This window comes from Salinimicrobium maris (genome assembly GCF_049680855.1).
In the GTDB taxonomy this organism is placed as follows: domain Bacteria; phylum Bacteroidota; class Bacteroidia; order Flavobacteriales; family Flavobacteriaceae; genus Salinimicrobium.
Genome location: NZ_JBMPGS010000002.1, coordinates 823,410 through 837,445, shown reverse-complemented (window position 1 = coordinate 837,445; position 14,036 = coordinate 823,410). Strand labels below are relative to the sequence as shown.

Below are 14,036 nucleotides of genomic sequence, written 5' to 3'. Positions count from 1 at the left end.
AACAGAAAAAAAGCGCGGACATATGTCCGCAATAATAATTTTATTTTTATATTGGTCCCAGAATTATAACTTTGCGAATCTTCTTTAAATAGTATAGAAGCATTTCGCTTTGAATCTCGAACAGAAAACTGGTAATTTTTAGCAACGAGATGATAAGCAAGATGCTCACGACCCGGGCGTGGGCTCTCTTATTCGTTGCATGGTATGCCAGTACCTCTGTTCGTTAAGTTGAGTATCCACGCCTTTTTGTTTCCTCTCATTGGGGTGGCCCCTCGATACTCTTCTTTTCAAAGCCGCTGCTTCTTCTTTAGAGGTTTCTCAATACATAAGAACTTTTTGTTTTGCTCTGTTTTTATTAGCCTGTACTTCATATTGAAGAGCAAAGCGTTGTAGGGTGTCTAGTTTAGCCATTAGTACCCGTGGGATAACCATTACACAAATCCTACAACTTGTAATGGTGATGGGTGGGTGGGTGACATTTTGCCCTCAATTGAGGGATGAACATTTTTAAATAATATAAATTAATGCCAATGAAACAGTAGTAAAAACATTAAGCAAATGTGCCAGCCCCCCGGCAGGTTTGCATTACCTACACCTGTTCCAGGAATGGGTTAAATTAAAATAGGCCTCCCAGTCACTTTTGCCGAGGGAGCTGGAAGGCCTGCATTAAATAAAACGAAGTTTCATTTAACCATTACAAAATTATGAAAAATAATTACAGCCGGTTAGTAATAATCGCGCTTATCACCATTATCGTCTTCCTGTATGCCTTAACGGTTAAAGGATATGCTGCAGGACTCCCTGCTACTTTGCAGGAAACAGTCACCGGAGTGGTGACAGACGAACAAGGCATGCCCTTGCCCGGAGTAACTATTACAGTCAAAGGCACAAATAGGGGTACATCCACAAATTTAGATGGGGAATATAAAATAGCGGTTGAACCACAGGGAATACTGGTATTTTCTTATTTAGGATTTAAAATAATAGAAGTTCCAGTAGACGGGAGGCGGGAAATCAATGTGCGGCTGGTGGAAGACATCACTGCCCTTGATGAAGTACAGATCAACGCCGGTTACTATAATACCACCAGGAGAGAAAGCACAGGAAATATTTCTCGTGTTACGGCAGAAGAGATAGAACATCAGCCGGTAATCAGTCCGTTGCAGGCTTTGCAGGGAAGAATGGCAGGGGTGGAGATCATTCCTGGTGGGGATCAACCGGGAATGGCGGCTACCATAAAAATTAGGGGAAGAAACAGTCTGCGGGAGGAGGGAAATCTTCCACTTTATATTATAGATGGGGTGCCTGTCAATTCAACCCCAATTGAAAGCAATTCTTTGTTGGGTAACACAGGAATAGATCCTTTCAACACTTTAAATCTTTCGAACATTCAGAGCATAGAAGTTCTAAAGGATGCAGATGCCACCGCTATCTACGGTTCCCGTGGGGCTAATGGAGTTGTATTAATTACTACAAAAAAAGGGTTTGGAAGAGCCGGTTTTGAAGCCCAAATTTATACAGGTACATCTACGCTCCCCAACCGTATCGAAATGCTTAAAACAGGACCTTATTTGGAAATAAGAAGGCAGGCTTTTGAAAATGACGGAATTGAACCTACGGAATATGATGCGTATGATCTTGTGCTGTGGGATCAAAATCGTTATACGGATTGGCAGGATTTCTTTCTTGGAGGTACTGCCACGGTACAAGATATAAATCTTGCTTCTAATGGTGGAAGTGGGAATACTACTTACAGGTTGAGCGGTTCTTACCACAAACAGGGAACAATCTACCCATGGGAATACGACTATCAAAAGTTCACAGGAGGAATAAATCTGGATCATTTTTCGCAGAACAAGAAGTGGAGACTTAATTTTTCTCTCAATTACGGTTTAGATGATAATTCTTCAGTGGGAGATTTTGATATAGCCACTGCCTTATTTAGTTTGCCTCCAAATGCTCCAAAACTTTTTAATGAAGATGGAAGCTTACACTGGGTAGAATGGTCGGAAGCTGGTATAGACAACCCGATTTCCGGGTTTTTCAACAGCAATAATATTCAGAGCAATAATCTGGTATCAACTCTGAATCTTACATACGACATTTCCCCTGGACTTAGTCTCAGGACGAACTTTGGGTACCGTTATTTCCAAAGTAAGGAACTCCTAAAAAGACCAAAGAGATCTTTTAATCCCGCATATTGGGATATAAGAGATCATTCTTCCTCACACCTTACCAACTACACCACTTCATGGATTATTGAACCCCAAATCAATTATGATAAAAGCTTTGGGAAAATTAGTCTGAATACAATCCTCGGGGGGAGTATTCAGGAGAGGAATTCTTCTCAAACAGCTTTTACAACAGAAGGATATGTAGCAGAATCCTTAATTGGAAATATTTCAGCAGCTAAGAGTATTTCATACGGCAGAAATAATCAGGCGCAATATAGATATGCTGCAGCCTTTGGAAGGCTGGCGCTAAATTGGAACAAGAAATACCTGGTTAACCTTACTGGAAGGCGCGATGGTTCTTCACGTTTTGGTCCGGGAAAACGTTTAGCAAATTTCTGGGCAGTCGGTGGGGCATGGGTTTTTTCTGAGGAACCATTATTAAACGGTGAAAATAAGATCTTAAGTTTTGGAAAACTGCGGGCGAGCTATGGGACAAGTGGCAGCGATCAAATAGGAGATTACCAATATTTAGATGCTTATGAGGCCACTCAGGGCCCGGGAGGGTTATACCCTACACAATTGTTCAATCCTAATTACTCCTGGGAAGTAAACAAAAAACTGGAGGCTGCGGTAGATTTAGGCTTTCTTAATGATCGAATAAACTTAAGTGTGAGTTGGTATAGAAACCGATCTTCTAATCAACTTGTAGGTTATTCTCTTCCGTCGATAACCGGTTTTGGTTCAGTGCAGGCTAACCTTCCTGCCACAGTGCAGAACCAGGGAGTAGAATTAGAATTCTCTACTTACAATTTCCAAACTAAGGACTTTTCCTGGGAGACTTTTTTCAATATTACAATTCCTGAAAACAAGCTGGTAAGTTACCCCGGAATTGAACAATCCTCTTATGCAAATGTTTATAAAGTGGGACAACCTTTAGCTATTTCGCTTCTATATAAGTACGAAGGTCTTGACCCTGAAACAGGGTTTTATAAAGTTGCAGACATTAACAATGATGGCAGACTTGACTATAATGATAGGGTTGCAATACAGGATTTTGGAAGGAAATTTTATGGAGGAATTAATAATAACTTCAACTATAACAATTTTTCTCTTCAGTTTTTGTGGGAGTTCACTAAACAGAAAGGAATATTTGATCTTTTTGAATACGGCTATTTAGCTAACCAGGGCTCTGTTGACCTGGAGACACTAGAGGAGGGAGGGCAATACCAGCGAATTTCCCAATCCTATGAGGCTTCAGATGCCTATTACTACGCACTCTTTTCAACCTTTCCAGTAGTAGATGCTTCTTATTTGCGTTTAAAATCCCTGTCCCTGGGTTTTCAATTCCCTTCTTCAGTAATGAAATCAATGGGCTTAAAGGATGGGAAAGTATTTCTAGCCGGACAAAACCTTTACACCCTTACAAGTTATAAAGGTATGGATCCTGAATTACCAGAAAACGGACGCTACTTTGGTGGATTAAGAACTATAACGGGAGGTCTTCAAGTTCAATTTTAAAAAAAAGATAAAAATGAAAGCAAAAATAACAAAAATGACGGCATTTATTCTGCTTCTCGGAATATTTGCATCCTGTGAAGATTACCTGGAAATAGAGGCTCCAGACAATAAAATTGTAGGTACAAATGTGTTCCTGAATGATGAAACTGCGCAAAGTGCTTTAGTAGGTTTGTATAACCAATTAGCATCTGTAAATTTTAGTAGTGGCGGAATCTCAAGTGTAACTGTTTTAGGAGCACTTTCAGCAGACATCCTCATCCCAATATACCCTAATAATTTGGAGTATATGGAATTTGAGCAACACGAGTTATTGCCCAATAATTTTAGAAATGAAAGTCTCTGGTCAAGTGCCTATAATATCATTTATTTGACCAATGCACTCCTGGAGGGAGTTGAGAATAATCAGGAAATTTCAGGTAATATTCGTAGCCGAATAAAGGGCGAAGCAAATTTTGTGCGGGCTTTCACCTATTTTTATTTGACCAGTCTATATGGGGAGGTGCCTTTAATTCTTACAACAGATTACAGAAGCAATTCTCTAGCAGAAAGAAACTCAGAAGAGGAAGTCTTTGGACAGGTCCTCAACGATCTTCAGAATGCAATAGAAAATTTAGATGCTGGTTATTCTATCGGTGAACGTACTGTGGTGAATGAAGCCGCTGCGCTCGCACTTATGGCCAGAACTCAACTTTATCTGGAGAATTGGGAGGATGCTGAAATGTATAGTACCCAGGTATTAGATCAAACGGGAATCTATGAGCTACTTGAGGAATTGGATTCTGTTTTTTTAGCAAATAGCAGAGAAGCGATATGGCAGATTTCGCCAGAAGGAAGGGGATACTCTTTAACAAATACCCAGGAAGGTAGCGTTTTTATTATTCATCCCCTCTTTTATTTTTTAGCTCAATTTAAACTTGATCCCGCTTTTGTAAATTCATTTTCTTCTGAAGACAAAAGGTTAGAAAATTGGATTGGTTTCCACGAAAGTACGGCAAATTACTTTCCTCATAAATACAAAATTCAAAATAGCATTGAAGATGCAACAGAATACTCTATGGTGCTCCGCCTGGCAGAGCAATATTTAATAAGAGCAGAAGCCAGAGCAAGGCAAGGCAATTTGTCTGGAGCAGTTTCTGACCTTAATGTGATCAGGGAACGTGCGGATTTGTCTTCAGTTTCTGACAGTATCACAGGACAAGAAGAGCTCCTTCACCTAATTTTTGAAGAACGAAAGAAAGAATTGTTCACGGAATGGGGACACCGATGGCTGGATTTAAAACGCACAGGCCGGGCTACAGAGATTTTGGGGGATAGTGACACCTGGGAACTAACCGATTTACTATATCCACTACCTGAATCTGAAAGAGAGAAAAACCCAAATCTTACTCAAAATGCAGGATATTAAAAACAGGAGGAGTCAGGGGGGAGTCATGGAAACTTTCTTACTTGTAATAATGTACTTAAGCATTTTTTCAACTTACAGTACTATGGCACAAGCAAATGTAGTTAACAATGACTCGATTCCCTTGGATCCTAGTATCAGACACGGGCGCCTTGACAACGGATTTACCTACTACATCAAAGCTTTACCGGGGGCACAAGATGGTACTAAGATGAGATTGGTACATAAAGTTGGTTCAAATGATGAAAAAGAGAATGAGGGGGATTTTGCACATGCTATTGAACATCTGGCATTTAAAGCGACAAAAGTTTTTCCGTTAGGCCTTGAAAATAGTAAAAGATTCAACACCTCAGATTCTGAAATCTTTAAGTTAAATGCTTCCAGTGGTCGTCGTAGTACTACGTATGAATTTGATATTCAAAACACCTCTACAGAAGGATTTAGGTTGGGGCTCCTATGGTTTAGAGAAATTGCTCAAAACCTGTTGCTCTCCAAAAAAGACATTGAAAGCGTAAGAGGAGAGGTGAGAGAAGAATTTTTGGGAAAAGTAGGTGCAACACTGAATTCATCCATAGCTAATTCCAAAATGTACAGCGGGATTTTTCCTTGTGAACCAGACGAAGAGGGGCTTCTTGAACATTATAATTATTTTATACCGGAAGAGGTTAGAAAATTTTATGATACGTGGTATAATTCGAAATATTTGTCTTTAGTAATAGTAGGCGATATAAATGATCCTGCTGATCTGGAGAGACAAATCAAATCTTTGTTTTCCAAGCTGCCGTCAAATGATCCTTCAGTAGAACCGGTTAACTGCGATTCTTTATACTTCAAAAGTCCACCTCAATTTGTGGTAGTACAAAGAGAAATTGATCGTGATAAATTAATAGCAGATAAGAGTGCAGAAATGCATCTAATTTTTCGTTTTCCTAAATTTCGACATCGGTTTAAAACTGTGGGAGATGCAACCCAAAATTTTTACTTAAAGATGATGATCAAAGTTTTGGGCGAGAGGCTGAGGCAGGAAACTAAAGGATATGGGATGGATCAGCCCATGCTCTATGACCTTTATAGTCAGGAACTGCCATCGGCAATGGAGATAACTTTCTCTATTGAAGATGGAGCAGGAAAAAAAACGACTGAAAAAATATTGAAGGTTTATCACCAGTTTCAGACATATGGAGTTTTACAATCTGAGTTCAATAAAGTCAAGGAAAAACTTGTTTCAAATGTCAATTGGTTCAAGGAGGACCAACCACAATACTGGTTGAAGGAAATGAACGATCACATCATGAGAGGACAGGAGTTACCTGAACATAAAAAGGAGGAAATGTTGAAGTCTCTGAAAGCAACAAAGTTGAGTGACTTGAATACTTTTATTAAAGATCAATTGTTAAAAGGTCCTGAAGATATAGGAATTGTAGCCCCCGCTGAACATGAGGCTTTAGGGTATCAGGAAGAGGAAGTAAGATCATGGATCATGAATTCTTTAAATCAACCTGTAGAACCGTTTAAGGAACCAAATGTAAAAAATTTCTTAAGCGAAGAAGAAGTTGAAGGTTTAGATTCCGCAGTAATTCTAACCAGTGGAACTGACGAATCTGGTGCCAGAGAATTTGTCCTAAACAATGGCGTAAAACTAGTCCTCCTCCCCGATCGATCAACTGATACAATAAGTCAGAATTCAATTAATTTGCATGGATTCAGAATTGGTGGCACAGAACTTTTACCGGAAGATGAGTATTGGTCGGCCCTTAATGCTCCCGAAATAGTTGCTAATTCTGGAGTAAATGAATTAGATAAATTTGAAGTTAATGATATTCTTAAAAAGCACGGGCATTTACCCGGAGCAGTGGTTCCTTATATCGATTATGCAGAACATGGAATCTACGGTAGGTCATATTTTGAGAATGTGGAGACGATGCTGCAGTTGGTCTACTTGTTCTTTAAAAAGCCAAATATGGATGAGCTAGCTTATGAAGACTGGAAAAGAAAAAGGATAGATTGGTATTTGGACTCTTCCGGAGATGTATACGCAACTGATTTTAACAACGCTCGACGAACTGTCACAGGAGATAGAAACCTACAAAGCAGTCATAATAGGAAAACTCTTCCGGACGGTACACTTAATTATATGAGCCTTGAAAGAACTGATTATAAAAAGGCTCATGATATTTATCGACGTTTCTTTGGCGATGCAGAAGGTTTTATTTTCCTGATTACTGGAGCATTCGAGATAGAGGAATTATTGCCATTAGTCCAAAAGTACTTAGGCAATTTACCTGGTGGAAAACCTTGCATTGAGAGACAAGAGAATGGATCCTTGATGTTTCCTGAAGGTCCTTCCTTTCAGGAGCTTCCTAATACAGGAAACCTTGACATGCTAAACATTAGTTATGGGACAAGCTTCATCATAAAACCAGAAAATATTTATGATTGGAAGGAGCGGTTAAAAATTGAAGTACTGGGAGAGGTTGTGAGGCAGAAGCTATGGGGTCTACGTTTCAAAAAAGGCTATGGCTTGTATGATGTAAGTGCTAGAGGTCTTTACAACTTTCCCTTACAACGGTATGAAGTCAGGACCTACTTATTTTGTCAGCCTCAGGATTTTCAGAGGCTGCAAGAAGAGATAAAACAAATTTATTCTGAAATAAGGGCAGGCAAAATTTCTGAAGAAGAACTTTCCAGGGCACTTGAGTTGGTGGATTTATTCAATTTTTCTGAAAGAGCAATGCGCCTTGGAACTAAAATTAAAGAGCTTTACCACCATTATAGATTTGATTATCCCTGGGTGGGTTTACCACAGATGAGGGAATTAACATCCGAAGTTGATAGGGAGGATCTAATTGAAGTAGCGAACAAGTACCTTAAAAAAGAGAACTTTCACGAATTCGTTATGTATGGAAAATAATAGCATAAGCACACCGGTTCTTCACCGGTGTGCTATTGGTCAGAGCAACCCTTATAGCTGCCGAACTATTCCGTCTCCTTTTTTCAAGGTAGTGGGATCTGGAGCATCATAGACCTGATAAATTTGTCCATTAGGCAGTCTTACTTTACATGTCTTACTTCCAGAGCCACAATTGATCTCCTGGCCTAAAGACATAAAGACACCATTTGATTGTTGATAGTAGTCCTGGGAAGGATCACTCTGTCCCTTTTCTGTTGCAAAGGACATACCTATGGCAAGAAACATTGCCATTGCCGGAATTAAAAATTTATTTTTCATAATATTAAAATTTAGATAATGCCTACTATTTTTCAGGTTTTCGGCTTCTCCTGCTTTTGTTGCAACAAAAATCTTTATGGTTTTACTTCAACCACACTGGTTGAAAATCTACTATTAATTGTCTTAAGGTCGTAAGAGAGGGCAATACCTAAAAGTGCCAATAAAGAACATCCAATGTTGAAGATTAAATGCTCATTCCAGGAGAGCGTATTTACAAATCCCCCACAGGAACAGGGGATAGATTCTGCAAAATTTAAAACTCCTATTATATATAGATTAAAAATGATAAGTAACGCTAAAGAGAAGTAAAAGGCGATTAGCCTGAATTTGGGAATAATTAGGAGGAAGGAAATTATTAATAGAACTGCCGGTAATATGATTGCCACTGGAAGGGAGATCATTCCTATGAATGGTGACTGCTCAAGTTGTAAGTGGAATGTTTCAAAAATTAAAAGCTTACTTGTAGCTGCATAAGTAAATAAGATAATGAAGAATAGAGAGCTAACATCTACTATCCTCTTTTTCCATTGTTCAATTCTCATCTCAAACTTTTTCATGACTCTTTTTCGTTACATGATAAAATTCGGAAGGAATATCTAACAGGCTGGTATAGATTTTTGCTGGTAGAGTATTTATTCCAGCTTTTGATTTCTGAGGTCACTGGGATTGTAACCGTATTTAGTTTTGAATATTTTGGAAAAATGAGGAAAACTTTTGAAGCCGCAAATTTCTGCAATTCGACTTAAAGGAATATCTGTATTTACAATGAAACTATGAGCCCTTTGAAGTCTTTGATCTTTCTGAAAACGAAATACTGAAGTGTTATAGAGTTGTCTAAAACCTATCTTTAATTTAAATTCATTGGTGCCGTGTTTAAGAGCAAGCTCTCTTAAAGCGGGCAGAGGTTTTTCGAGATTATTGAGGATGTAATCATAAATTTTCTGGATCTTTTTCTTATCCGCTTCCCGATATAATGAATACCGCTGCTTTTTTTTGCTCTTTAAACCTTTGGATTTTAGATTTTGCAGTGCCAGTTGAATATTTTTCTCTTTTTCTTGAGATTGGATTATTGTCTGAAGTGCAGTTACCAGAAATAATTTTCGATCTTCTTTCTTTAACGCAAGAGACGAAACGGAGCAAAGGGCTGGAACTGTTAATGAATTACTAGAGGAGAAAAATAGCCGTAGTGTTTGATAGTAGGGTGATTCATTGGACTTTTTAATTTCTTCTATTTCCTTTTTCCATAGGTCTGCAGAATCTATGGTTAAAAATTTTTCAAAGGGAGCTCCGTTTAGTTCTGAGAATGATAGCCCCAGGAGCTGCTGGGCAGAGGAATTAAAGTTACGGACGTAGAACTGATCATCCAGAATGAAAGTCATTTGGGCTATCTGCTTATATGTTTCGTGAGGGTTGATAAGGGCGAAATGATGAAAACTCTCTCGTATCTCTTCTGCCATCATATTTAGAAGAACAATTATAGTTTCCAGTTGGTCATTATGGCGGGAGCGTTCAATGCGGTAAGAAAAATTTCCACTAGCAACCTCTAAGATCATTTGACAGATCTTCTCAATCTTCTCTTTATCTGTTTTGGTGTACATCTACCAGATATATTTCAGCGATAGGTTTTTAGAAACTTGAGAGCATCGTATTTTTCAGTAAAAATTTGGGTTGGTGTAATTGGTTTACTGGTGCGAACGTAGAAATCAATTATGGCCTGAGAGATGGGGGGATTTACAAGGAAAGCAACAGCTGAAGTAAGAATTGAACCTTCCTTTGCTAAATAGTCCCTTGCTGATTTGTCTGTATCTTTGACTCCACGGGTATCACAGAAAACGGGATAATACTTGTCTTCCTGGCATTTTAATCGATCAGCCACCACCTTTTCTGCAGCCAAAAGATCTACAACAACTTCTGGATGATAGATAAAGTGGAGTACACCATCATCAATCCAAAAGGTCGCATATTCGTTGGAAAGCGATTTATTCATAATTAATCTAGTTTAGCCAACATTGAAGTTAAGGAAAAAATAATGTCACTTGATTGACATTCAACATTTTTACCTAACCTGATGAATAAATTTAATAGAGATAATTAGAAAGTAGTTGTAAATGAGGGAGTTTGATTTATTCTAAGAGTATTAAAATAATTCGGCACCGCAAGATTAAATTTATTTTGCCTATAAAGTATAAGTGCTTGCCTATAAAGGATTCTGTTAATAGCTAAAAACTGAATTAGGTACTTTGCTCAATTCAAATTACTTAGTTTCATCTAAATAATTTTAAACAGCTCCAAAATGGCAAAGATCAAACAGAATAATTTTCTAGACACGGTTGATGAAGTTTTTACCAGTGCAAAGAAAGCTGGCGTGCTACACCTTCATTCAGATGGTAATGTATTCTCCGGTAGGACCATCCAGATCAACGGCAAACAGCATTATCATTTTGGAACAACTGGATACCTGGGATTAGAACAGGACCCTCGGTTAAAAGAGGCAGCTATTGACGCTATCAGAAGGTATGGTACGCAGTTTCCTCTATCTAAAAGTTATATTTCTCATCCCCTTTACGCGACCCTTGAAGAAAAAGTTGGGCAAATGTATGGACAACCAGTTATTATTACTAAAAATAGTACACTTGGACATTTAGCTGTAATACCAACTGCAGTCCGAGATGAAGATGGGGTGATCCTGGATCATCAGGTACATTGGAGTGTGCAGAATGCTACACAACTTCTTAAGATCAGGGGAGTACCTGTAGAAATGATCAGACATAACAATCTAGATATGCTTGAAGACAAGATAAAGTCACTAATTGGGAAATGCAGTAAGATATGGTACATGGCTGATGGGGTTTATTCTATGTACGGAGATTTTGCACCGATTGAACAACTGATGCAATTGGCAAACAAATATCCTCAGTTACACTTTTATTTTGATGATGTGCACGGGATGAGCTGGAATGGAGAAAATGGTACGGGATATGTTTCCAGCATCTTAAATGAGCTGCCCAAAAATGTGTTACTGGTGGGAACGCTTAGTAAAACCTTTGGTGCCAGTGGGGCAGTTGCCGTTTGTTCAGACAAAAGATTACATAATAAGATAAAGACCTTTGGCGGACCTCTTACATTTTCTGCGCAACTAGAACCTGCATCTGTGGGAGCTGCCATTACTTCAGCTGATATTCATCTGTCTACTGAAATTTACTCTCTTCAGGCCGAGCTGCAGGCAAGAATTAATTATTTTAATCATCTTCTGGGCCAAACGGAATTACCGCTTATAGACAGGAATAATTCTCCTGTTTTTTACATCGGGACAGGAATGCCCATTTCAGGATATAATTTTGTCCAACGTTTACTCAAGGAAGGTTTTTATGTAAACCTAGGAATTTATCCTGCTGTGCCCGTAAAAAATACCGGAGTAAGAATTACCATTTCTCGTCACAATAAGGCCAGTGATATAAAAGGACTGGTTGAAGCGATGGAATATCATTATACTGCAGCATTGGAAGAGACGGGTGCTTCACTTCTTAAAGTAAGAAAGGCTTTTAAAATGCCTACAGAAAAAGTAAAGGAAGAAGAAAAGCAGTTAATACCCCATGACTACAAAATTCTTATAGAAGATTCAATAGAAAAAATTGAAAAGGAGGAGTGGAACAGGATGTTTAAAGGAAAAGGAATTCTCGACTGGGACGGACAACTCTTTTTGGAGAATGTTTTTAGGGGTAACAGTAAAAAAGAACACAACTGGGATTTTAAGTATTTAATAATCAAAGATGAGCATGATGAGCCAATTTTGGCCAGCAGCTTAAGCCATGCACTTTGGAAAGACGATTTGTTGGCACCTGCTTCTACTTCTCTCAAAGTTGAAGAACAGAGAAAAACTATGGGAGCTTATTTTCTGACATCTCAGGTTCTAAGTACCGGTTCCATTTTTACTGAAGGCGATCACATTTATATTAACGAATCACATCCGAATCTTTTAAAAGTTTGGAAGGTTTTTATTGACATCCTGGAAAACGTAGATCACGAGAACTACAATAGTTCTATGATAGTACTTCGGGATTTTCCATCGGATACTCCCTACAATGGAATTTTTCATGATCACGGCTTTGTAAAGGTGAATATGCCCGAATCCAGTGTATATAAAAATTTCAATTGGGACACACCTGAAGATTTCCAGTCCACACTTTCACGACGATCCAGAAGACACTTTGGAAAAGACATAGCTGCTTTTGAAGATAAGTTTGAATTGACGGTTTGTCCAAATGTTCAGCAGGATATACTTCCAAAGTTGCAGGTGCTTTATGAAAACGTGAGGCAGAATAATCCGGGTTTAAACACCTTTTCTTTTCCCGAGAAGCTTTTCCGTAGCATGAATGAGCACCCAAATTGGGAGTTCCTCTTATTATATCTAAAGAAGGAGTGGACTGAAAATAATTCTATGGAACTCGTAGGGGTGATGTTTTGCTATAAAAATTTGGAGATGACTTATGTTCCAGAGTTCATTGGAATGGATTATCAATACGCCCGAGAATTTAATGTTTATAGGCAACTACTTTATCGCACAATTACAAGAGCGAAAAATTTAGGTTATAAAAAGATCGATTTTGGTTTAACCGCTGCCTTTGAGAAACGCAAATTGGGGGCAGAAATAATACCAAAGGTTTGTTATGTTCAGGCGAAGGATAACTTCTCATTAGAACTTCTAGAAACGATGCAGAATAGTAGATAACTTAATTGGCATACGTGAGCTCCCCCCTTCCAGTTTTTCAATCCATCAAATTGATATGAAGAGATTTCATGGAATAATGGAATCATTTGAACAGAAAATAGCTGTCATTTTAGATTCTCCAGAACAGCAAATCAGGGTGACAAATAAGGGTATCGATCTCTGCAATAGGGTTCTTACCGAATTAAAAGATCTTATTGAAAAGGAGGATTTAGAATCGGTAGAAGAAGAGATCCACTTTTTCAAAGAAGTTAAGCCTTCTGTTATGAGCTATTTAATTTATTTCACAGAAGTTCGTTCCTGTGAAATAAGAAAACCAAAAGCAGGGGTTAATTTCCAGGTCAGGTTTTTTGAGAAAGAAATAAAAAAGGTTAATAAATTTTTTTACAGGAATATTGATTTTTCTCACTACATGGAATTGGGTCACAATTATTTGGATCACCAGCTATTCACCCGCAACTACCAGAACAATTTCCCTTTTACTCCACTGGTTAACTACTACCAGTTTCCCGAATTCTCAACCTCTCATGACATGTTGTGGTCTAAGATTAAAGCCATGCATCGATTTCTGCATTATATAAGAAAATGTTTGGGAGAACTGCGCCCGGGTCGAAGTTTCATTTCTCAGGAAAGAAAGCATCCGGTTTTATTTTGGACTTCTTCGAAAACAGCTTTGACTGAGTTGATTTATGCCTTGTACTCAGATGGCGCATTAAATCATGGTGCTGCAGATCTTAATACCATTACTACCTCCTTTGAGGATTTTTTTAATGTTAAGCTGGATAACGTCTACAAGACCTACTCAGAAATAAAGGCTAGGAAAGGAAGTAAAACAAAATTCTTAGAGGAACTGATGCTTAATCTGCAACAGAAAATGAGTAAAGAAGATGGCCTTTAAAAGGAAATCTTAATGTCAAAAATAGCTTCCGTTGAAGGAAATCAATTTATTGTTGGAACCTGATGAGAATCATAAATCTTTTAATCCAA

Annotated in this window: 9 protein-coding genes; 5 read left to right on the top strand and 4 right to left on the bottom strand. The window is 38.3% G+C overall.

Features of this window, described 5'->3' with window-relative positions; genetic code table 11:
* Positions 1 to 704: 704 nt before the first annotated feature.
* The 3 genes from ACOV1Q_RS09300 (at position 705) to ACOV1Q_RS09290 (ending at position 8,005) form a co-directional block, all read left to right on the top strand.
* Positions 705 to 3,692: a SusC/RagA family TonB-linked outer membrane protein gene (locus ACOV1Q_RS09300; RefSeq protein ID WP_424494114.1), complete on the top strand. Its 2,988-nt coding sequence runs from the start codon at positions 705 to 707 to the stop codon at positions 3,690 to 3,692.
* A 13-nt stretch (positions 3,693 to 3,705) separates the two neighbouring features.
* Entirely contained in the window at positions 3,706 to 5,097 is a 1,392-nt protein-coding gene (locus tag ACOV1Q_RS09295; RefSeq protein WP_424494113.1) for a RagB/SusD family nutrient uptake outer membrane protein, read from the top strand.
* Between the two features lie 82 nt (positions 5,098 to 5,179).
* A complete protein-coding gene (locus tag ACOV1Q_RS09290) occupies positions 5,180 to 8,005 on the top strand; it encodes a M16 family metallopeptidase (protein WP_424494112.1) in 2,826 nt (941 codons plus the stop codon).
* 51 nt (positions 8,006 to 8,056) lie between these two features.
* On the opposite strand, the gene ACOV1Q_RS09285 is transcribed toward ACOV1Q_RS09290, so the two are convergent.
* The 4 genes from ACOV1Q_RS09285 to ACOV1Q_RS09270 form a co-directional block, all read right to left on the bottom strand.
* Entirely contained in the window at positions 8,057 to 8,323 is a 267-nt protein-coding gene (locus tag ACOV1Q_RS09285; RefSeq protein ID WP_424494111.1) for a DUF6520 family protein, read from the bottom strand.
* A gap of 74 nt (positions 8,324 to 8,397) precedes the next feature.
* Positions 8,398 to 8,865: a MauE/DoxX family redox-associated membrane protein gene (locus tag ACOV1Q_RS09280; RefSeq protein ID WP_424494110.1), complete on the bottom strand. Its 468-nt coding sequence runs from the start codon at positions 8,863 to 8,865 to the stop codon at positions 8,398 to 8,400.
* Between the two features lie 90 nt (positions 8,866 to 8,955).
* Entirely contained in the window at positions 8,956 to 9,921 is a 966-nt protein-coding gene (locus ACOV1Q_RS09275) for a helix-turn-helix domain-containing protein (RefSeq protein ID WP_424494109.1), read from the bottom strand.
* A gap of 14 nt (positions 9,922 to 9,935) precedes the next feature.
* On the bottom strand, positions 9,936 to 10,310 hold the full coding sequence (locus tag ACOV1Q_RS09270) for a DUF7793 family protein (RefSeq protein WP_424494108.1): 375 nt from the start codon (positions 10,308 to 10,310) through the stop codon (positions 9,936 to 9,938).
* A 306-nt stretch (positions 10,311 to 10,616) separates the two neighbouring features.
* On the opposite strand from ACOV1Q_RS09270, the gene ACOV1Q_RS09265 reads away from it, so the two are divergent.
* Both ACOV1Q_RS09265 and ACOV1Q_RS09260 read left to right on the top strand, forming a co-directional pair.
* Positions 10,617 to 13,052, top strand: coding sequence for an aminotransferase class I/II-fold pyridoxal phosphate-dependent enzyme (locus ACOV1Q_RS09265; RefSeq protein ID WP_424494107.1), 2,436 nt, complete (start codon positions 10,617 to 10,619; stop codon positions 13,050 to 13,052).
* A gap of 55 nt (positions 13,053 to 13,107) precedes the next feature.
* Positions 13,108 to 13,947: an RteC domain-containing protein gene (locus tag ACOV1Q_RS09260; RefSeq protein ID WP_424494106.1), complete on the top strand. Its 840-nt coding sequence runs from the start codon at positions 13,108 to 13,110 to the stop codon at positions 13,945 to 13,947.
* Positions 13,948 to 14,036: the final 89 nt, after the last annotated feature.